This window comes from Thiomicrorhabdus xiamenensis (genome assembly GCF_013282625.1).
GTDB classification, from domain to species: Bacteria; Pseudomonadota; Gammaproteobacteria; order Thiomicrospirales; family Thiomicrospiraceae; genus Thiomicrorhabdus; species Thiomicrorhabdus xiamenensis.
The window spans coordinates 325,112-344,569 of the sequence record NZ_CP054020.1 but is presented as its reverse complement, the minus strand read 5'-3'; the positions used below and the strand labels follow the sequence as shown (position 1 = coordinate 344,569).

Genomic DNA, 19,458 nt, shown 5'->3' with positions numbered 1-19,458 from the left:
AATAAACCCTGAAACAGGAACAACTCAATGTTTAGCTTTTTCCGCAAAAAGAAACAAACACACGAAACCGAAGAAAATAACGATAGTAATGCGCTAAACGAAATTCCGGCGGAAGAGGCTCAGCCCGCCCCTGAACAAGCTAGAGAAGAAGTCCAAGAAGAAGCCCCGGCGGCATCCGATGCAATACGAGAAGAAGCAGCGGAAGTAGTACAAAAGACGGAATCCCCTTCTGCCGAAACGGTTCTTGCGGCAGAAACGAAGCCTGACGAATCGCCTGCGGAAACGACAATCCCCGAAAATACGCCAGAGACAGAGCCAAAGCAACCGACTCAAGCAGCGACCGCTGCTGCCGAGGAACCGCAAAAGAAAAAAGGTCTCTTTGCCCGCCTCAAGGACGGTTTGAGCAAAACACGTAAAAGCTTTACCGATAGCCTGAGCAGCCTGATTCTCGGAAAAAAAGAAATCGACGCGGATCTGCTCGACGATCTGGAGATGATCTTGCTCACTGCAGATGTCGGAATCGATGCCACCGACCGTATTATCCAGAATCTGACCGATCAGGTTTCGCGAAAGGAACTTAAAGATCCACAGGCACTGATTGACGCGCTAAAAACACAATTGCAGGAAATCATTGATCCTATGAGCCGTCCGCTGGAGATCGACGATTTCCTGAAAGCCAACGACGGCCCTTATATCATTCTGATGGTCGGTATTAACGGGGTCGGCAAGACGACTACCATCGGTAAGCTCGCCAAGAAATTCCAGATGGAAGGCAAATCAGTCATGCTGGCGGCCGGAGATACATTCCGCGCAGCGGCGGTCGAACAGTTGCAGACTTGGGGCGAACGCAACAATGTCCCGGTTATCGCACAGAAAACCGGCGCCGATTCGGCTGCGGTTATCTTTGACGCCGTTCAGTCTGCCAAAGCAAAAAACATCGATGTGTTGATTGCCGATACCGCCGGACGCTTGCATACACAATCCAACCTGATGGAAGAGTTGAAAAAAGTGAAGCGCGTTATCGGTAAAGTTGACGCCACCGCTCCGCACGAAGTCATGCTGGTAATCGACGCAGGGACCGGACAGAATGCACTTAACCAAACCAAACAATTCCACGAAGCGGTTCAGGTTTCCGGGATCACATTGACCAAACTGGACGGAACTGCCAAGGGCGGGATTGTCTACGCCTTGGCGGAACAGTCGCACATTCCGATCCGTTTTATCGGTGTCGGCGAAAAAATTGACGACCTGCGCCCGTTCGACAGCAAGGACTTTACCGAAGCCCTCTTTGATCAGAAGTAATTATGGCGATTGCGGATACCGACAATCCGGACTATCAACGCGCTTATAAAACCGGCTATCGCCTTGCCCTGGCCGGAAAAGGTCATGCGCAGATGCCGCACGACATTCGCCACGACGGTCGGATGCGCGAATATTTTGTTGAAGGTTGGCAAGCCGCACAAGACGACATGGTTCGCCAGCAGGAGTTGTTAAACAAACCTGACTGGCGCTACCGCATCGCCTGGCTGATTATCATGGTGCTTGGCGGCTTGGCTACGGCCGGTGTAATGCTCAAACAAGCCCATGAACAGAACCCCCAAGTCGCCGCAGAACCTGAAACTCCGGTCCCTTCTTCTGCTATTGCGCAGACGCACTCCGAGACAATCACCCTGCTTTCCGATGAACAGCGTCGCGATATCAGTGATCAACAACGTCTGTATGCACAGCAGGAAGCGCGCAAAACGCCCTTGGCGCCATTGACAGCAAATCTGGAAGTAGAAATCGCCCAACCCCGCCTTGTCGCCGACACAGAAAACATCCCTCTCGACCTGCAGACAGATAGTGCAAACTCGATAGCGTTGCTTCCTAAGTACTTGAGAAAACTTGCATTCCATACGCAAGTCCGCTTGAATAGTGCAGGCACTCTGTTTCTGGTATGGCGTTATAATGGATTAGAGATACAGAAGCAGTCTTATGAATTGAGCGCAGGAGAGCATTCGCTTACCAGCACACAGCTCATGAGCAGCAGTCGCCAGGGACGGTGGCATATTGAAGTATTGGACGGACAGCAACGCGTATTCCAACGCATGACATTCGACTATGGGCAAAACAATGAAAGTCACTAAATCCTTATGGTTAAGCGTTCAACTAGCCACACTGGCCGCGTTGATATCCGGCTGTAGCAGCGGGCCGCCGCCGAAGAAATCTCTGGACAACATCTGCTCGATCTTCTATTACGATGACGACTGGTTTGATGCTGCGCAGGATTCTTATCGCCGTTGGGGGACTCCACCATGGGTTCAGCTGGCCTTCATACATCAGGAATCGACTTTCAAGTCCCATGCCAAACCCAAAATGGAATATTTCCTTGGCATCCCGATAGGCAGAGCTTCCAGCGCCTACGGTTATGCGCAAGCAACCGATGAAGCCTGGTACGACTATCAGAAGTCTACCGGTAAATGGAGTGCGAAACGCAACGATATCGACGATGCCTTGGATTTTATCGGTTGGTACAACTACCAATCCTATAAGCGTCTAGGGATTTCTCGGGATGACCCGTTCAAGCTTTATCTGGCCTATCATGAAGGGCATACCGGTTATAAACGACGTACCTATCTGCAAAAGAATTGGTTGCCGCCTATCGCCAAAAAAGTCGCCAACCGTTCACGTCTGTATAAAAGCCAATATCGCCAGTGCCGCTAAAGCGACAAACACTAAAACGATAAACGTCAGACATAAAAAAACCGAGGATAACCTCGGTTTTTTTATGCGCGATTTACCGCGTATTACTGCCTAAGGAAAAGACGGGGAATCTCAGCCTTTATACTTTTCAAAGACCAAGCTCGCATTGGTTCCACCGAAACCAAAGCTGTTGCTCATCATTCGGTTAAGGCCGGCATTGTCGATACGTTCGGTGACAATCGGCATACCTTCGCACTCAGGGTCCAAGGTTTCGATATTGATCGACGGTGCAATGAAGTCGTTTTCCAGCATGCACAGGCTATAGATAAACTCGTGCACCCCGGCCGCACCCAAAGAGTGTCCGGACATCGACTTGGTCGAACTGATCTTAGGAACTGCATCTCCGAAAACTTCACGGATAGCCGCGGCTTCTTTAGTGTCACCTACCGGAGTCGAAGTTCCGTGCGGGTTGATGTAGTCAACAGGCCCTTCAACACCATCAAGCGCCATCTGCATGCAGCGTACCGCACCTTCGCCGGACGGTGCAACCATGTCGTAACCGTCAGAGTTAGCACCGTAACCGGTGATTTCTGCATAGATCTTCGCGCCACGCGCCAAGGCATGCTCCAACTCTTCCACAACGACCATACCGCCACCGCCGGCGATAACAAAACCGTCACGGTCTGCATCGTAGGCACGAGAAGCCTTTTCAGGCGTTTCGTTGTATTTGGTCGAAAGCGCGCCCATAGCGTCGAACAGAACAGACATAGTCCAGTGCAATTCTTCACCACCGCCGGCAAAGACGACATCCTGTTTACCCAACTGGATCTGTTCAACAGCGTTACCGATACAGTGCGCAGAAGTTGAACAGGCAGAACTGATCGAGTAGTTAAGCCCTTTGATCTTGAAAGGCGTCGCCAAACAAGCAGAAACCGTAGAACCCATTGTACGGGTAACCATATAAGGCCCGATACGACGAACACCTTTCTCACGCGCGGTTTCAACCGCACCGGTAGAGTTTGAGTTAGACCCACCACCAGAACCGGCGATCAGACCGGTACGCGGGTTGGAAACCTGCTCTTCGGTCAGGCCGGAATCTTCAACCGCCTGCTGCATCGCAATATAAGAGTAAGCAGCCGCATCGCCCATGAAGCGCAACTGTTTACGGTCGATATGGTCTTTGAAATCTAAGTTTTTGACTGCGCCATGCACCTGAGAACGAAGACCGTTTTCAGCATATTCAGGAGCAAAGACAATCCCTGATTGACCGTTTCTCAAAGAATTTGTAACTTCTTCTTTATTGTTTCCTAAACTCGAAACAATCCCAATCCCGGTAATGACGACTCTTCTCATAACTTAAAATGCATCCGTATTCGTAAATAATCCAACTTTAAGGTCCGCTGCACTATAGATCTCGCGGCCATCGACATAAAGCTTAGCGTCAGCCAAGCCCATATAGAGCTTGCGTTTAATAACGCGTTTCATATCAATTACATACTCAACTTTCTTGGCCGTCGGCAATACCTGACCGTAAAATTTCACTTCACCTGAACCCAGAGCGCGACCGCGTCCCGGACCACCGGTCCATCCTAGATAGAAACCAATCAACTGCCACATTGCATCCAAACCAAGACAGCCCGGCATAACAGGGTCTTCGTTGAAATGGCACTCGAAGAACCAAAGATCTTTGCTGATATCCAGTTCCGCTTTAATCTGTCCTTTGCCGTAAGCACCACCCTCTTCAGAAATATGAGTGATACGATCAAACATTAACATCGGCGGCAAAGGCAACTGAGCATTGCCCGGGCCAAAAAGTTCACCACGGCCGCAGGCCAATAGTTCTTCTTTGGTATAACTTGATTGTTGTTCCATCCGGTCTTCCGCTTTTCTAATATTTAAACCTGGGCATTATAGCAGTTCACTCGTTTTCAGTACAATTCAAAGCAAGTTTTATCAACAAAATCATAATGCTGACAAAATAAAATTATCGGATATGCAGTCAGGAGTCATCATAAAACTCGCAGGGTGTTGATTTGCAGAGATAAAGAAAAAACGAATACTACATGCAAACAAAAAACCCCGTGTATTGGCTTATACACGGGGTTTTGAATAATGGTGCCGACAGAGGGACTTGAACCCCCAACCTACTGATTACAAATCAGTTGCACTACCAATTGTGCTATGTCGGCGAGATGGTGCGTATTATAAAGGCAAAGCCGATAGTGTCAATTATTTTTTTGCAAAAAATTAGCGATTTTTCACCGACTCGACCATGTGCACCATGCCAAGCAAAACCAGATCCGGAACATAGGCAAATCGACAGTCTAAAAGCGATGCCAATTGCACTGCATCGCCGCCGGTAAGCAGCACTTTAAATTGCGTACCGACCTGATGATTCAAATCGGCAATCAAATGATTGATAAAAGATGCTGACATATAAAGTGTACCGGCAAGAATCCCTCCAGCAGTATCCTTGGCCAGCATGGTATCGGCCTCTTCATCCAGGTCATCTTCGTCAGTCATTTCCAGAAGCGCAGCACCATTTGCCAGAGAATGACGCATCGTTCTAAGCCCCGGCACAATAAAACCGCCTTTATGCATGCCGTCCACCACGGCATCAACCGTTAAAGCTGTACCCGCATCAACAACAATATAAGGCATCTGCGTCATCGAAAGGCCGCCAAGCATCGCCATCCAGCGATCACTGCCCAGCTTATGAAAATCCTTATAACCAGACTGCAGTCCGCAACAGGATTTCTGGGTGCTCAACTGAATCGGAATCAACTGCCACGCTTCATGGATCAGCGACTTCAACTCTTCGACAATATGTTGATTTCCGACTGTCGAAAAATAGACTTCGTCAATCTGATTAAATTCAGCAAATAGCAGTTCATCTATATTGCTTAGAAAATCTTCGGTAAGTTCCGCGCCGAGATATTCATAATGGCCATCTTCAGAAATGGCATATTTGATACGGCTGTTGCCGATATCGATAAAAATTCTATTCATAGCTTTCACAAGGTCTAATTGAGACTGATCCTGAACGATATCTGGTTAAAAGGCCATCAATGCTTACTAACAGTTCTCCCGAAGCATCAATGCCCTGATAGACCCCTTTCTTCCTAGTGCCGGTATCATACACAAATAGCTCTTGACCGACAGAAAAATAATCCAGCTTTTTAAATGCATCCACCTGCTGGCTAAAGAAGCCCGGCGCAAACACCTCTGCTAGTTCACACAGCTCGCCGATAAGGACCGAAAAGAAAGCGAGATTATGCTCCTGATCATAATCGTTAAAGCCACAACCAGATTTCAGTAAAGCAGGCTTATCAGGATTATTCATTTCAATGGGCAATTGCTGAGAATCATTCTGCGCATTAAGGCCAATTCCGACAATAAGCCAACAGCCGTCAGATTGGTATTTTCTAACTTCAACCAATAAACCGCCAAGTTTACAAAGCACCTCTCCCGAATCACTGGTTACGGCTTTGACCACATCGTTGGGCCATTTGAGTTGTGCGTCAAGGGCATAAAACGCGTTCAAACACTCAACCACCTTAACACCGATAAGTTGCGGCAAGCCATCCAATTCATGCAAAGCCACCTTAAAAGGCAATAGCAAACTAAAAGTGAGGTCTTCGTGTCCACTCTGCCAATTGGCCGCTCTTTGCCCATAGCCCGCTGACTGCTGTCGGCAATAACACAAGCTGGGTATTACCTCTTGAGACTTTAAAAAAGTACTGGTCGAATCCAGGGACTCATACAGATAAAGCTCCAACTCCGGAAAGGATGCATGCAAGGCATTGTTGATTACGGCGAGAGACGGTAACACGATAAATTTCTCTGAATAAATAAGAATGATTTTAATCGAGAAGGGGATAAAAAACGATCAGACATAAAAAAACCCACACCTTTTCAGGCATGGGTTTCGGGATATAAGCTTGGCGATGACCTACTCTCACATGGGACCTCCCACACTACCATCGGCGCTAAGACGTTTCACTTCTGAGTTCGGGAAGGGATCAGGTGGTTCCATCTTGCTATTGTCACCAAGCAATTCGGTGTTGTACGACTGATCTTCGATCAGCCACACAAAATTCTTTAGAATAACGTTTGCTGTTGTTTTAGGTACGCACCTTAGATTACTCAAGGTATTTGCGTCTGAACCTCAGTCATAACTTAAAAAGTTACTTTTGAGTTGTATAGTTAAGCCTCACGGGTAATTAGTACAAGTTAGCTTCATACATTACTGCACTTCCACACCTTGCCTATCAACGTCGTAGTCTCCAACGGCCCTTCAGAAGACTTAAAGTCTAGGGAGAACTCATCTTGAGGCAGGTTTCCCGCTTAGATGCTTTCAGCGGTTATCCTTTCCGAACATAGCTACCCAGCAATGCCATTGACAACTGGAACACCAGCGGTTCGTCCACTCCGGTCCTCTCGTACTAGGAGCAGCCCCTCTCAATTCTCCAACGCCCACGGCAGATAGGGACCGAACTGTCTCACGACGTTCTAAACCCAGCTCGCGTACCACTTTAAATGGCGAACAGCCATACCCTTGGGACCGACTTCAGCCCCAGGATGTGATGAGCCGACATCGAGGTGCCAAACACCGCCGTCGATATGAACTCTTGGGCGGTATCAGCCTGTTATCCCCGGAGTACCTTTTATCCGTTGAGCGATGGCCCTTCCACACAGAACCACCGGATCACTAGAACCTACTTTCGTACCTGCTCGACGTGTCTGTCTCGCAGTCAATCACCCTTCTACTCTTGCGCTCAATGCACGATGTCCGACCGTGCTGAGGGTAACTTCGCGCTCCTCCGTTACACTTTGGGAGGAGACCGCCCCAGTCAAACTACCCACCATACACTGTCCCTGATCAGGATTCACTGACCGAGGTTAGAACCTCAACATTACCAGGGTGGTATTTCAAGGATGGCTCCACTGCATCTGGCGACACAGTTTCATAGCCTCCCACCTATCCTACACAAGTAAGGTCAAAGTCCAGTGTAAAGCTGTAGTAAAGGTTCACGGGGTCTTTCCGTCTAGCCGCGGGTACGCAGCATCTTAACTGCGAGTTCAATTTCGCTGAGTCTCGGGTGGAGACAGTGTGGCCATCATTACGCCATTCGTGCAGGTCGGAACTTACCCGACAAGGAATTTCGCTACCTTAGGACCGTTATAGTTACGGCCGCCGTTTACCGGGGCTTCGATCAAGAGCTTCGCATAAGCTAACCCCATCAATTAACCTTCCGGCACCGGGCAGGCGTCACACCCTATACGTCATCTTTCGATTTTGCAGAGTGCTATGTTTTTAGTAAACAGTTGCAGCCACCTGGTCTCTGCAACCCCCACTAGCTTAGAGAGCAAGTCTCATCACCGGCAGGGGCACACCTTCTCCCGAAGTTACGGTGTCATTTTGCCTAGTTCCTTCACCCGAGTTCTCTCAAGCGCCTTGGAATTCTCATCCTGACCACCTGTGTTGGTTTGGGGTACGATTCTTTATGACCTGAAGCTTAGAAGATTTTCTTGGAAGCATAGCATCAACCACTTCGTCCAAAAGAGGACTCGTCATCAACTCTCAGCATAGAGTATCCCGGATTTGCCTAAGATACATGCCTACCGTCTTAAACCTGGACAACCATCGCCAGGCTGGTTTAGCTTTCTCCGTCCCTCCATCGCAGTCATAAAAAGTGCAGGAATATTAACCTGCTTCCCATCGACTACGCCTCTCGGCCTCGTCTTAGGGGTCGACTAACCCTACGTCGATTAGCGTTGCGTAGGAAACCTTGGTCTTTCGGCGAGGGAGCTTTTCACTCCCTTTATCGCTACTTATGTCAGCATTCGCACTTCTGATACCTCCAGGACACTTTACAATGCCCCTTCGCAGGCTTACAGAACGCTCCTCTACCATGCGTAAAAACGCATCCGCAGCTTCGGTACACTACTTAGCCCCGTTAAATCTTCGGCGCAGGCCGACTCGATCAGTGAGCTATTACGCTTTCTTTAAAGGGTGGCTGCTTCTAAGCCAACCTCCTGACTGTCTAAGCCTTCCCACATCCTTTCCCACTGAGTAGTGTTTAGGGACCTTAGCTGGCGGTCTGGGTTGTTTCCCTCTTGACTACGGACGTTAGCACCCGCAGTCTGTCTCCCATGATTGCACTTCCTGGTATTCGGAGTTTGCAATGGGCTGCTAACCCTTGACGGGCCGCTAGACCATAACAGTGCTCTACCCCCAGGAGTGAGACATGAGGCTCTACCTAAATAGATTTCGAGGAGAACCAGCTATCTCCGGGCTTGATTAGCCTTTCACTCCGATCCACAACTCATCCCCGCATTTTTCAACATACGTGGGTTCGGTCCTCCAGTACCTGTTACGGCACCTTCAACCTGGCCATGGATAGATCGCCCGGTTTCGGGTCTACGCCATGCAACTATTCGCCCAGTTAAGACTCGGTTTCCCTACGGCTCCCCTATTCGGTTAACCTTGCTACATAACGTAAGTCGCTGACCCATTATACAAAAGGTACGCAGTCACCCCAAAAGGGCTCCCACTGCTTGTACGTACACGGTTTCAGGTTCTATTTCACTCCCCTCCAGGGGTTCTTTTCGCCTTTCCCTCACGGTACTGGTTCACTATCGGTCGGTAGAGAGTATTTAGCCTTGGAGGGTGGTCCCCCCATGTTCAGACAGAATTTCACGTGTTCCGTCCTACTCGATTTCACAACTAATGAGTTTTCGCATACAGGACTATCACCTTGTACCGTTACACTTTCCAGAGTATTTTGCTAACTCAATAATTGCTTAAGGGCTGGTCCCCGTTCGCTCGCCGCTACTAAGGGAATCTCGGTTGATTTCTTTTCCTCCGGGTACTTAGATGTTTCAGTTCTCCGGGTTAGCTTCCTCAAAGAGGATATCCATAAAGGATGGGTTTTCCCATTCGGAAATCGCCGGGTCAAAGGTTATTTGCCACCTCACCGACGCTTATCGCAGGCTATCACGTCCTTCATCGCCTTCTACCGCCTAGGCATCCACCGTGTACGCTTAGTCACTTAACTATACAACTCAAAAATAACCTTAACCTTTTGTGTGATGTAAACATCATTAAGGTCTAGAGAGCTGCCATGACTAAGGTTCATCGCTGACACAAATACACTTGAGTAATCTCAATTAAGTATTGCGTTACCTATTACTTTGATTATTAAACTCACGTTTAACAATCCAGCAATTGCTAATAAATTTTGGAGAAATTTATTAGCGTATTGATATGACAAAGTCGGCGTCATATCAACGTTATTCCAAATTTTTAAAGAACTTCAGTTTACGTGAACTGAGAAGCGGAATTATAACATCCTTTTCTCAACCACAAAATAAAACTGTTAATAAACTTTCAAACTTCTGTTCAAAACCTTATTAACAGGTTTACTGAGTAATTGGTGGGTCTGGGTGGATTTGAACCACCGACCTCACCCTTATCAGGGGTGCGCTCTAACCAACTGAGCTACAGACCCAATAGTTGAGCCCGTAAAACTACCAACTCAAATAATTGGTGGAGCTATGCGGGATCGAACCGCAGACCTCCTGCGTGCAAAGCAGGCGCTCTCCCAGCTGAGCTATAGCCCCTAACAGGTAATTCAGAAAGAATTTATGTGAAAACTCGTCTAGACTCGTAAACCTTTTTATCTTAAAGGAGGTGATCCAGCCGCAGGTTCCCCTACGGCTACCTTGTTACGACTTCACCCCAGTCATGAACCACAAAGTGGTAAGCGCCCTCCCGAAGGTTAAGCTACCTACTTCTTTTGCAATCCACTCCCATGGTGTGACGGGCGGTGTGTACAAGGCCCGGGAACGTATTCACCGCAGCATTCTGATCTGCGATTACTAGCGATTCCGACTTCATGGAGTCGAGTTGCAGACTCCAATCCGGACTACGAAGGGTTTTTTGAGATTCGCGCACTGTCGCCAGTTGGCCGCTCTTTGTACCCCCCATTGTAGCACGTGTGTAGCCCATCCCATAAGGGCCATGATGACTTGACGTCGTCCCCGCCTTCCTCCGGTTTATCACCGGCAGTCTCATTAGAGTTCTCAACTAAATGGTAGCAACTAATGATAAGGGTTGCGCTCGTTGCGGGACTTAACCCAACATCTCACGACACGAGCTGACGACAGCCATGCAGCACCTGTCACAGAGCTCCCGAAGGCACCAATCTATCTCTAGAAAGTTCTCTGGATGTCAAGGGATGGTAAGGTTCTTCGCGTTGCATCGAATTAAACCACATGCTCCACCGCTTGTGCGGGCCCCCGTCAATTCCTTTGAGTTTTAATCTTGCGACCGTACTCCCCAGGCGGTCAACTTATCGCGTTAGCTACGCTACTAACCTTTTTAATAAGGCCAACAGCTAGTTGACATCGTTTACGGCGTGGACTACCGGGGTATCTAATCCCGTTTGCTACCCACGCTTTCGCACCTCAGCGTCAATTTTAGTCCAGGAAGGCGCCTTCGCCACTGATGTTCCTCCAGATATCTACGCATTTCACAGCTACACCTGGAATTCCCCTTCCCTCTACTAAATTCTAGATTGCCAGTATCGAATGCAATTCCCAGGTTGAGCCCAGGGCTTTCACAACCGACTTAACAGTCCGCCTACGCGCGCTTTACGCCCAGTAATTCCGAATAACGCTTGCACCCTCTGTATTACCGCGGCTGCTGGCACAGAGTTAGCCGGTGCTTCTTCTAAAGTTAACGTCAAATAATGCAGGTATTAACTACACTACCTTCCTCACAATTGAAAGTGCTTTACAACCCTCGGGCCTTCTTCACACACGCGGCATGGCTGCATCAAGGTTTCCCTCATTGTGCAATATTCCCCACTGCTGCCTCCCGTAGGAGTCTGGGCCGTGTCTCAGTCCCAGTGTGGCTGATCATCCTCTCAAACCAGCTAGAGATCGCAGTCTTGGTAAGCCATTACCTTACCAACAAACTAATCTCACCTGGGCTCATCCTTTAGCGAAAGCTTACAAGTAGAGGCCTCCTTTACTCCGTAGAGCACATTCGGTATTAGCATGCGTTTCCACATGTTGTCCCCAACTAAAGGGTAGATTCCCAGGCATTACTCACCCGTCCGCCACTCGACGCCTAGAGAGCAAGCTCTCTATCGTTTCCGTCCGACTTGCATGTGTTAGGCCTGCCGCCAGCGTTCATTCTGAGCCAGGATCAAACTCTTCAGTTTAATCTTGCTAGATATATTTAAATTCCGTCTCCGGATATAAACACTCGGAATTGACAAGTTAAGCATGATAAATAAGTAAACTTATTACCATTACATAATTGTCATAAATTTCGAGATTTTTTATCGGTCACTCATCTAGAGAGTTTCCACATAAATTATCTCTGAATTACCATATTGTTAAAGAGCTAACCAACTCGATCCGCGCTGCGTTCCTCGTTGGTAGGCCGCGTATTTTATAGAGTTGATATCTTCGTGTCAAATGTTTTTTCAAACTTTTTTCAGAAAATTTTCAACCGTTTTAAAACACTTAAAACGACCGGCTAAATCATCCCGCTTACTCTCATTATCTATTCCAATAACTCAAACAAACTCAATCACTTAGCACCAAATTTTTCTTGTCTTTCGAAGCCGGCTTAACGCTGCCCCTCAAGACAGGTGCGTATTCTAGGGATTTCTAAAAACAACGCAACCCTTTTTTTCACTTTTTTCTCAAAAAATCGCAAAAAAACCGCACCACCCCATTTATACACTTTACCCCACATCTTATCCACAGACTTATGCACATTTACGCCCGTTTTCCCCTCTAATCCCACTCTCTCCAAACCCCAAAAACAAAAAAAGCCGCTTATTACTAAGCGGCTTTTTACTGGTATAAACAACAAGCTTACATATTAGTTCAGCGTCACACGGGCAAACTTGCGCTTCCCGACCTGATACACGGCGGTTGTACCGGTCGGCATCAACTGACGCGAGTCTTCGACTTTTTCACCGTTGATCTTAACCGCTCCTTGTTTGGTCATACGATGACCGTCCGAAGTCGAACCAACCAAACCGGCTTCTTTCAAAAGATTGGCCAATGGCATCTCACCTTGCAAAGTAAATTCCGGCATCTCATCCGGAATCGCATTTTTAGAGAATTTAGTCTCAAAATCTTTCAATGCCGCTTCCGCTGCCTCTTTCGAATGGAAGCGCTCGATGATTTCCAATGCCAGTTTCACTTTTACATTACGCGGGTTTTCCCCGTTATCGACCGCTTCTTTATATTGCGCAATCGTTTCCAGTGATTCGAAAGATAGCAACTCATAGTAACGCCACATCAATTCATCAGAAACCGACATGATTTTTCCGAACATATCATTCGGCTCATCTTTGATCCCGATATAGTTACCCAATGACTTGGACATTTTCTGAACGCCATCCAGCCCTTCAAGAATCGGCATGGTCAAAGTACACTGTTGTGGCTTACCAAAATGCCCCTGTAGAGTGCGCCCCATTAAAAGGTTAAATTTCTGGTCAGTTCCGCCCAATTCAATATCGGCATCCAACGCAACTGAGTCGTAACCCTGAATCATCGGATACAGGAATTCATGAATAGCGATTGGCGTATTGGCTTTATAACGCTCATCGAAATCGTTACGTTCCAGCATACGGGCAACCGTTACCGTACTGGCCAGCTTAATCATTTCTTCCGCCGTCATTTTCGACATCCACTCGGAGTTGAACACAACTTTGGTTTTCGCTGGATCAAGAATTTTGAATACCTGTTCCTGATAAGTCTCCGCATTCGCAATAACTTCTTCTTTAGTCAGTGGCGGACGCGTCTGACTTTTACCGGTCGGATCACCGATCATTGCGGTAAAGTCACCGATCAGGAAAAGCACTTCATGCCCCAGATCCTGAAACTGTTTCAGTTTATTGATCAGAACCGTGTGCCCCAAATGCAAATCTGCCGCCGTCGGATCGAAACCGGCTTTAACACGCAAAGACTTTCCGCTTTCCAACTTTTCGATTAACTCTTTTTCTACCAGAATCTCTTCTGCACCACGTTTAATAATGGCTAATTGTTCTTGTACTGTTTTCATTTCTTAATTCAATCAAATTAGGTTTTAAAATTCTTTATATAGACTTACTTAAAAGTCCTTTTATCCACACAATACCGTGTCGGTGTGCAACTGCAGTTTTCCTGTCAACTCCGAAACCGATTTCAGGTTGTGCTGCTTAAGATACCTAGCAATGCCTTTATTGACCTTTTTCACTATCAACGGATCCTTTGCGACGGCCGTCCCGATCGCAACCATTGACGCGCCGGCCAGAAAAAACTCGATCGCATCTTCCGCCGAAGCAATTCCACCAAGTCCAATAATCGGAATATCGTGCTGTTTTGCCACCTGATAAACCTGATGCACCTTCAAAAGTGCGACCGGTTTAATCGCCGGACCGGAAAGTCCACCCTGATTATTTCCCAAAGTCGGCATCTGACTATGCACATCAATCTGCATCCCCATCAGCGTATTAATCGCCGAAAGCGCATCCGCCCCGGCATCAATAACACGACGCGCACCTTCGGCAATATCGGTCTGATTCGGTGACAACTTAACAATCAACGGCTTAGAGGTATTCGCACGGCACGCCTCAACCACTCTTGCAGCCATATCAGGATCATTACCAAACGCCGCACCACCCTTTTTGACATTCGGGCAGGAAATATTGATTTCCATTGCCGGCAAACCGGTCTGATCAAACAAGCGCACCACCTCGGCATACTCTTCAATCGAAGAACCGGAAACATTAATAATATAACGCGTCTCGGACAGATCCAGTTTCGGAAGATAGCTTTCGATAACCGCCTTAGCGCCAGGATTCTGTAAGCCAACAGAATTCAACAACCCGCTCGGCGACTCCATTACCCGCTCCGGTTTATTGCCAAGCTTGGGTTCAAGCGTCGTTCCCTTAAGGAAAACCGCGCCGACGTCTTTATTGGAAAAGCCATTAACAGATTGGTATTCTATGCCGTACCCAGCATTGCCTGAGGCCATCGCTACGGGGGATTGGCACTGAATGCCACAAATATTGACTGACAAATCCATAAAGACTTCCTAACTATGTTGCATATTATTTTGTATGAACCGGAAATTCCGCAAAATACCGGAGCACTGATTCGACTCAGCGCAAATATGGGTGCTCACCTGCACCTAATCCACCCGATCATGTTCGATCTAAGCGAAAAAAGGGTTCGCCGCGCCGGTCTTGACTATGCCGAGTTAGCTGAAGTTCATGAGCACGAAAATCTACAAGCTTGTCTGGAAAGCATTCAACCCAACCGGGTCTATGCGCTGACCACCAAAACCACGCGCTATTATACCGAAGCAAAATTCGAAAACGGAGACGCCTTTCTGTTCGGCCCGGAAAGCCGCGGCCTGCCAATGGAAGTCATTCAAAGCTTGCCCGAAGAGCAGCGCCTGACTATTCCGATGATTCCAGGCGGGCGAAGCTTGAATCTGGCCAACGCTGTTTCCGTAGTCGCTTACGAAGCCTGGCGACAGCTCGATTTTAATATGGAAATCGACTAATCCGAGCCAGCAAATTCAACAATGCAAAGCCTATTCAATTTCGGCTTTGCCGTCGCGAGCCAGCAGAGCCTTAGCCGCCTGTTCAGGAGTTTCCTGCCCCTCTACCAGCGCGTAGACCTCTTGCATGATCGGCAGATCCAGATCCAGCTTGCCAGCAAGCTGGTGAACGGCCCTGACAGCCTTGACACCTTCCACAACCTGACCGATCCGCTCAATCACTTCATCCACCTTGGCACCAGGCTTAGCCAGCTGAAAACCGAAACGACGGTTTCGCGACAAATCATCGGTGCAGGTCAGAACCAAATCCCCCAGACCGGCAAGCCCCATCATAGTCTCACCATTTCCGCCAAGCGCCAGACTCAAGCGCATCATTTCCGCCATGCCTCGCGAGATCAATGCGGCACGGGCGTTCGCACCAAGCCCCAGACCATCGGAGACACCGGTAGCGATCGCCATAATATTCTTATAAGCGCCACCGACTTCAACACCGACAATATCGCTCTGAGTGTAGATTCGGAAGTTAGCATAATGAAAAGCTTGCGCCCAGAAATCAGCCTCATCCGGATTCTGCGACGCGCTGACCATAGCCGTTGGCAATCCCTTGGCCACTTCGGCGGCGAAGGTCGGTCCCGAAAGCACGGTCATATCCAACTCGGCTCCCAAAACCTGCTGAGCCACCTTATGCAGCAACAGCAGAGAATCCGGTTCAAACCCTTTCGTCGCCCAGGCAATATGCGGTTTGGCACCGTCCAAAATTCCGGCCAGCTGTTGAAGAACATCGCGGAAAACATGACTCGGCACCACCACCAGAACCCCATCAACCGCGGAAACGGATGCTTTCAGATCATCAGAAACCATCAAACTGTCCGGAAAACGATTGTCTTTCAAGTAACGACGGTTTTGACGCTCGGTACGCATTTCTTTGGCAGCCTTGGCATTATGCGTCCACAAGACAACTTCATGCCCGACTCTGGACAAATGAATCGCCAGCGCGGTTCCCCAGGCGCCGGCACCGAGCACGGCTATTTTTTTAGACATCTTGTTAACCGGCTGGCTCACCAGCAAATCTCCACTCGCGGTAAAATTACTGCTGCGCTTGTTGCTGCTGGGCTTGCATATGCTCGTGATACATCGCTTCGAAGTTCACCGGCTCAAGCAGAAGCTGAGGGAATCCGCCGCGCGTAACCAGATCAGAAACAGTTTCACGTGCATAAGGGAATAGCGCATCCGGACACTGAACACCTAGAAGGTAGCTGGTTTCCGACTCGTTAAAACCTTGTAGCGTGAAGATACCGGCCTGCTCAACTTCACATAGGAACGCAGTTTTGTCATCCACTTTTGTCGTAGCCGTCACACGCAAAATAACGTGGTGAACGTTTTCGGCAATGTTCTGGCTCTCAACATTCAGATCAACCGACAGTTTCGGCTGAAATTGTGTCGTGAACAACTCAGGTGTATTCGGTGATTCGAAAGAGATGTCTTTAGTGTAGATCTTCTGAATAGAAAAAATCTGTTCTTGTTCAGACATGAAAAATCCTTTTTAGTTATTTTTTTAGAATATTAGGTATAGATAGCAGAAAGGCAGGTTTTAAGCCTGCCTTTTAGGGAATGCGTTATCCCTTCAACAGTCGATCCAGCTCGCCGGACTTATCCGCTGCGGAAAGATCGTCAAAGCCACCGACATGGTGCTCACCGACGTAGATTTGTGGCACGGTATTACGGCCGGTTTTCTCTTCCAGAGCCGCCCAGGCATCGCGATCATTTCCGATATCAATCGTTTCGTAACTGACCCCTTTTCCATCCAGCAGACGCTTAGCCATATTGCAAAATGGGCAGGTACGGGTTAAATAAATTACTACCTCAGGCATAACTTGCTCCTTTTTCGACTGCTGCGGTTTTACTGCTTTTGCTTTTTTTTGTTTTTTTTTGAACGTTCGCGCCCAACCGGAAGTCCGGCTGCTTTCCATGCGGTAATACCGCCACGCAAGTTGTTCACTGAGGTATAACCGTTCTTGGTCAACGTCATCGCCACACGTGAAGAACGCGCACCGCTCAAACAATAAACCAAAATCGGAGTATCCTTGTCCGACGGTAGCTGATCCAGCTTGCCGGCAATCTCGTTACTTGAGATATTAAGCGCATTACCAATGTATCCATCGCGATATTCACCCGCCGTACGAACATCCAAAACAAAGGCGTCATCGTTATACAGGCGAGTCGCTTCATCTGTACCGACAGTTTTAAAACCGGCCAATTTATCACCTGCATAGCTGTAAGCTAACATGATCACAACGACAAAAAGCGCAATAAACAGCAGCATCTGTTCTTGCATAAATTCAATAAACATTCATATTCCCTTGTTAGACTCTAATCAAACCTGATGATTTTAACAGCGTAAATCGCTACAATAAACGCAATTTTAGTAAATTTTCAAACGGTAAAGAGAAATTATGGGCCAAGAGTTAAAGCCAAAGATAAAAGTTAAACACCGTCCAACCGGGCTGATTATCCTGGATGGTTGGGGACATCGCGAAGAGACTGAGTTCAACGCTATTGCACAAGCCAATACGCCTAACTTCGACAAGTTAATGGCGGAAAACCCTAACACCCTGATCAGCACCTCTGGAATGGATGTTGGCTTGCCTCACGGTCAGATGGGGAACTCGGAAGTTGGCCACATGAATCTTGGCGCAGGCCGAGTGGTATACCAGGAACTGACCCGTATCCAGAAAGACATCGATGACGGACGCTTCTTCAGCAACAACGCGCTGAACAATGCGATCGACAAAGCGGTCGAGCGCGACCACGTTGTTCATATCATGGGCCTTTTGTCCGATGGCGGCGTTCACTCGCACATCAACCACATTAAAGCGGCTCTGAAACTGGCTGCTGATCGTGGTGCAAAAACGGTACTGCACATCTTCTCCGATGGTCGCGACACGGCTCCGCAAAGCGCGTTGAAGTACATCGACGACATTGAAAACACCATTAACGAATTGAAAGGTGACCTCAGCATCGGTTCGATTACAGGACGTTTCTATGCACTGGATCGTGATAACCGTTGGGAACGTACCGAAGAAGCGTACAGCGTTATCTGCTGCGGTAAGGCAGAATTCAAAGCCGACTCGGCCAGAGAAGCAGTGGAAGCGGCCTATGAACGCGGTGAAACCGACGAATTCATTCAGCCGACCGTAATTCTGAACAAGAAAGGCAAGAAGAGCAAAATCAAGGATGGCGATTCGGTCATTTTCATGAACTTCCGTTCCGACCGTGCACGCCAGCTGACACGAGCCTTCATCCTGAGCGACTTTGCTGAATTTCACCGTTGCAACACACCGCTGCTGGCAGCGTTCGTCACCTTAACCGAATACCATAAGAACTTCGAAAACTTCGGTGCAACGATCGCTTACCGTCCGAGCAATCTGAAAAACACTTTCGGCGAGGTTATCTCCAAATTGAAACTTCGTCAGCTACGAATTGCCGAAACGGAAAAATATGCGCACGTCACCTTCTTCCTGAACGGTGGTGTCGAAGCACCTTACCTTGGCGAAGACAGAATTCTGATCCCATCACCTAAAGTCCGTACTTACGACCTGCAACCGGAAATGAGCGTCGGCGAACTGACCGAAAAACTGGTCGAAGCGATTGAATCGGATAAATACGATACGTTTATCTGCAACATCGCCAACCCGGACATGGTTGGACACACCGGTAATATGGAAGCGTGCATTAAAGCCGTTGAAGCGGTTGATGAAGCACTCGGTAAAATCCTGAACGCGATCGAAAAAGCCGGCGGTCAATGTATCGTAACGGCCGATCACGGAAACATGGAAATGCTGCAGGATCCGGAAACCGGCGAACCGTTCACTTCGCACACCACCTTCCCGGTGCCTCTGGTCTACTTTGGTCCGAAAAAAGATGTGAAACTGCGCTCCGGCGCCCGTCTTCCGGATGTTATGCCAACGATGCTGGACATTATGGAAATTCCGCAACCGGAAGAGATGGACGGCGTCAGCATTATCGCCAAATAACATACAATTTTTTGGGGTAAAAAAGACCTTTGTGAAAGCTAATTTCACACTGGTCTTTTTGCGCTTTTACAGCTTTAGTTTTGGCTCCGATCGATTCCTGCCGGTTTTGATTGGAATTGCCATTTATCACCTATCTAAAGTATAATCTCGCGCCCAATTTTA

15 protein-coding genes, 3 tRNA genes and 3 rRNA genes are annotated in these 19,458 nt (G+C 48.2%); 5 read left to right on the top strand and 16 right to left on the bottom strand.

Annotated elements, in window-relative coordinates:
• Positions 1-27 precede the first annotated feature (27 nt).
• The 3 genes from ftsY to HQN79_RS01555 are packed head-to-tail and all read left to right on the top strand — an operon-like array spanning position 28 to position 2,703.
• Positions 28-1,302, top strand: coding sequence for a signal recognition particle-docking protein FtsY (gene ftsY / locus HQN79_RS01565; RefSeq protein ID WP_173283948.1), 1,275 nt, complete (start codon positions 28-30; stop codon positions 1,300-1,302).
• 2 nt (positions 1,303-1,304) lie between these two features.
• A complete protein-coding gene (locus HQN79_RS01560) occupies positions 1,305-2,126 on the top strand; it encodes a DUF2914 domain-containing protein (RefSeq protein WP_173283947.1) in 822 nt (273 codons plus the stop codon).
• On the top strand, positions 2,113-2,703 hold the full coding sequence (locus HQN79_RS01555) for a transglycosylase SLT domain-containing protein (protein ID WP_173283946.1): 591 nt from the start codon (positions 2,113-2,115) through the stop codon (positions 2,701-2,703). The genes HQN79_RS01560 and HQN79_RS01555 overlap by 14 nt, the downstream gene beginning before the upstream one ends.
• 111 nt (positions 2,704-2,814) lie before the next feature.
• Here HQN79_RS01555 and fabB read toward each other — a convergent pair whose 3' ends face one another.
• The 12 genes from fabB to HQN79_RS01495 all read right to left on the bottom strand — a co-directional run bounded on the left by fabB (position 2,815) and on the right by HQN79_RS01495 (position 14,782).
• Positions 2,815-4,035, bottom strand: a complete 1,221-nt coding sequence (fabB, locus tag HQN79_RS01550) for a beta-ketoacyl-ACP synthase I (RefSeq protein WP_173283945.1) — start codon at positions 4,033-4,035, stop codon at positions 2,815-2,817.
• Positions 4,036-4,038: 3 nt separating this feature from the next.
• Positions 4,039-4,554, bottom strand: a complete 516-nt coding sequence (fabA, locus tag HQN79_RS01545) for a 3-hydroxyacyl-[acyl-carrier-protein] dehydratase FabA (RefSeq protein WP_173283944.1) — start codon at positions 4,552-4,554, stop codon at positions 4,039-4,041.
• 241 nt (positions 4,555-4,795) lie between these two features.
• A tRNA-Thr gene (locus HQN79_RS01540) sits at positions 4,796-4,871 on the bottom strand.
• Between the two features lie 58 nt (positions 4,872-4,929).
• Entirely contained in the window at positions 4,930-5,691 is a 762-nt protein-coding gene (locus tag HQN79_RS01535; protein WP_173283943.1) for a type III pantothenate kinase, read from the bottom strand.
• Positions 5,684-6,514 carry a biotin--[acetyl-CoA-carboxylase] ligase gene (locus tag HQN79_RS01530; RefSeq protein WP_173283942.1) on the bottom strand — a complete coding sequence of 277 codons (831 nt, stop codon included), beginning with the start codon at positions 6,512-6,514 and terminating at the stop codon, positions 5,684-5,686. Before HQN79_RS01530 ends, HQN79_RS01535 begins: the two co-directional genes overlap by 8 nt.
• Positions 6,515-6,621: 107 nt before the next feature.
• A 5S ribosomal RNA gene (rrf, locus tag HQN79_RS01525) occupies positions 6,622-6,736 on the bottom strand.
• 148 nt (positions 6,737-6,884) lie between these two features.
• Positions 6,885-9,743, bottom strand: a 23S ribosomal RNA gene (locus HQN79_RS01520).
• 376 nt (positions 9,744-10,119) lie between these two features.
• Positions 10,120-10,196: transfer RNA gene (locus HQN79_RS01515), tRNA-Ile, on the bottom strand.
• Between the two features lie 36 nt (positions 10,197-10,232).
• A tRNA-Ala gene (locus HQN79_RS01510) sits at positions 10,233-10,308 on the bottom strand.
• Positions 10,309-10,371: 63 nt separating this feature from the next.
• A 16S ribosomal RNA gene (locus HQN79_RS01505) occupies positions 10,372-11,915 on the bottom strand.
• Together the 16S, 23S and 5S rRNA genes with 2 tRNA genes alongside form the textbook arrangement of a ribosomal RNA operon.
• A gap of 671 nt (positions 11,916-12,586) precedes the next feature.
• Positions 12,587-13,777: a tyrosine--tRNA ligase gene (gene tyrS, locus HQN79_RS01500; protein ID WP_173283941.1), complete on the bottom strand. Its 1,191-nt coding sequence runs from the start codon at positions 13,775-13,777 to the stop codon at positions 12,587-12,589.
• Positions 13,778-13,837: 60 nt separating this feature from the next.
• Positions 13,838-14,782 (bottom strand): dihydroorotate dehydrogenase, encoded by a 945-nt coding sequence (locus tag HQN79_RS01495; protein WP_173283940.1) that lies wholly within the window; start codon positions 14,780-14,782, stop codon positions 13,838-13,840.
• Positions 14,783-14,797: 15 nt separating this feature from the next.
• Here HQN79_RS01495 and HQN79_RS01490 point away from each other — a divergent pair, with 15 nt between their 5' ends.
• Positions 14,798-15,265: a tRNA (cytidine(34)-2'-O)-methyltransferase gene (locus HQN79_RS01490; RefSeq protein WP_173283939.1), complete on the top strand. Its 468-nt coding sequence runs from the start codon at positions 14,798-14,800 to the stop codon at positions 15,263-15,265.
• Positions 15,266-15,295: 30 nt separating this feature from the next.
• Here the strand turns inward: HQN79_RS01490 and HQN79_RS01485 are convergent, their stop codons facing one another.
• The 4 genes from HQN79_RS01485 to HQN79_RS01470 form a co-directional block, all read right to left on the bottom strand.
• Positions 15,296-16,303, bottom strand: coding sequence for an NAD(P)H-dependent glycerol-3-phosphate dehydrogenase (locus HQN79_RS01485; RefSeq protein ID WP_173283938.1), 1,008 nt, complete (start codon positions 16,301-16,303; stop codon positions 15,296-15,298).
• 46 nt (positions 16,304-16,349) lie between these two features.
• Positions 16,350-16,793, bottom strand: coding sequence for a protein-export chaperone SecB (gene secB, locus HQN79_RS01480; protein WP_173283937.1), 444 nt, complete (start codon positions 16,791-16,793; stop codon positions 16,350-16,352).
• Between the two features lie 85 nt (positions 16,794-16,878).
• Positions 16,879-17,133, bottom strand: coding sequence for a glutaredoxin 3 (grxC, locus tag HQN79_RS01475; protein WP_173283936.1), 255 nt, complete (start codon positions 17,131-17,133; stop codon positions 16,879-16,881).
• 29 nt (positions 17,134-17,162) lie between these two features.
• Entirely contained in the window at positions 17,163-17,612 is a 450-nt protein-coding gene (locus HQN79_RS01470) for a rhodanese-like domain-containing protein (RefSeq protein ID WP_173283935.1), read from the bottom strand.
• Positions 17,613-17,715: 103 nt separating this feature from the next.
• Between HQN79_RS01470 and gpmI the strand changes: the two genes are divergently transcribed.
• Positions 17,716-19,296: a 2,3-bisphosphoglycerate-independent phosphoglycerate mutase gene (gene gpmI, locus HQN79_RS01465; RefSeq protein ID WP_173283934.1), complete on the top strand. Its 1,581-nt coding sequence runs from the start codon at positions 17,716-17,718 to the stop codon at positions 19,294-19,296.
• The last annotated feature ends 162 nt before the right edge of the window (positions 19,297-19,458 follow it).

Excerpts from the sequence above, each read along its gene's own strand:
- ftsY (WP_173283948.1), top strand. The coding sequence starts at position 28 with ATGTTTAGCTTTTTCCGCAAAAAGAAACAAACACACGAAACCGAAGAA.
- HQN79_RS01560 (WP_173283947.1), top strand. The coding sequence starts at position 1,305 with ATGGCGATTGCGGATACCGACAATCCGGACTATCAACGCGCTTATAAA.
- HQN79_RS01555 (WP_173283946.1), top strand. The coding sequence starts at position 2,113 with ATGAAAGTCACTAAATCCTTATGGTTAAGCGTTCAACTAGCCACACTG.
- fabB (WP_173283945.1), bottom strand. The coding sequence starts at position 4,035 with ATGAGAAGAGTCGTCATTACCGGGATTGGGATTGTTTCGAGTTTAGGA.
- fabA (WP_173283944.1), bottom strand. The coding sequence starts at position 4,554 with ATGGAACAACAATCAAGTTATACCAAAGAAGAACTATTGGCCTGCGGC.
- HQN79_RS01535 (WP_173283943.1), bottom strand. The coding sequence starts at position 5,691 with ATGAATAGAATTTTTATCGATATCGGCAACAGCCGTATCAAATATGCC.
- tyrS (WP_173283941.1), bottom strand. The coding sequence starts at position 13,777 with ATGAAAACAGTACAAGAACAATTAGCCATTATTAAACGTGGTGCAGAA.
- HQN79_RS01495 (WP_173283940.1), bottom strand. The coding sequence starts at position 14,782 with ATGGATTTGTCAGTCAATATTTGTGGCATTCAGTGCCAATCCCCCGTA.
- HQN79_RS01490 (WP_173283939.1), top strand. The coding sequence starts at position 14,798 with ATGTTGCATATTATTTTGTATGAACCGGAAATTCCGCAAAATACCGGA.
- HQN79_RS01485 (WP_173283938.1), bottom strand. The coding sequence starts at position 16,303 with ATGTCTAAAAAAATAGCCGTGCTCGGTGCCGGCGCCTGGGGAACCGCG.
- secB (WP_173283937.1), bottom strand. The coding sequence starts at position 16,793 with ATGTCTGAACAAGAACAGATTTTTTCTATTCAGAAGATCTACACTAAA.
- grxC (WP_173283936.1), bottom strand. The coding sequence starts at position 17,133 with ATGCCTGAGGTAGTAATTTATTTAACCCGTACCTGCCCATTTTGCAAT.
- HQN79_RS01470 (WP_173283935.1), bottom strand. The coding sequence starts at position 17,612 with ATGTTTATTGAATTTATGCAAGAACAGATGCTGCTGTTTATTGCGCTT.
- gpmI (WP_173283934.1), top strand. The coding sequence starts at position 17,716 with ATGGGCCAAGAGTTAAAGCCAAAGATAAAAGTTAAACACCGTCCAACC.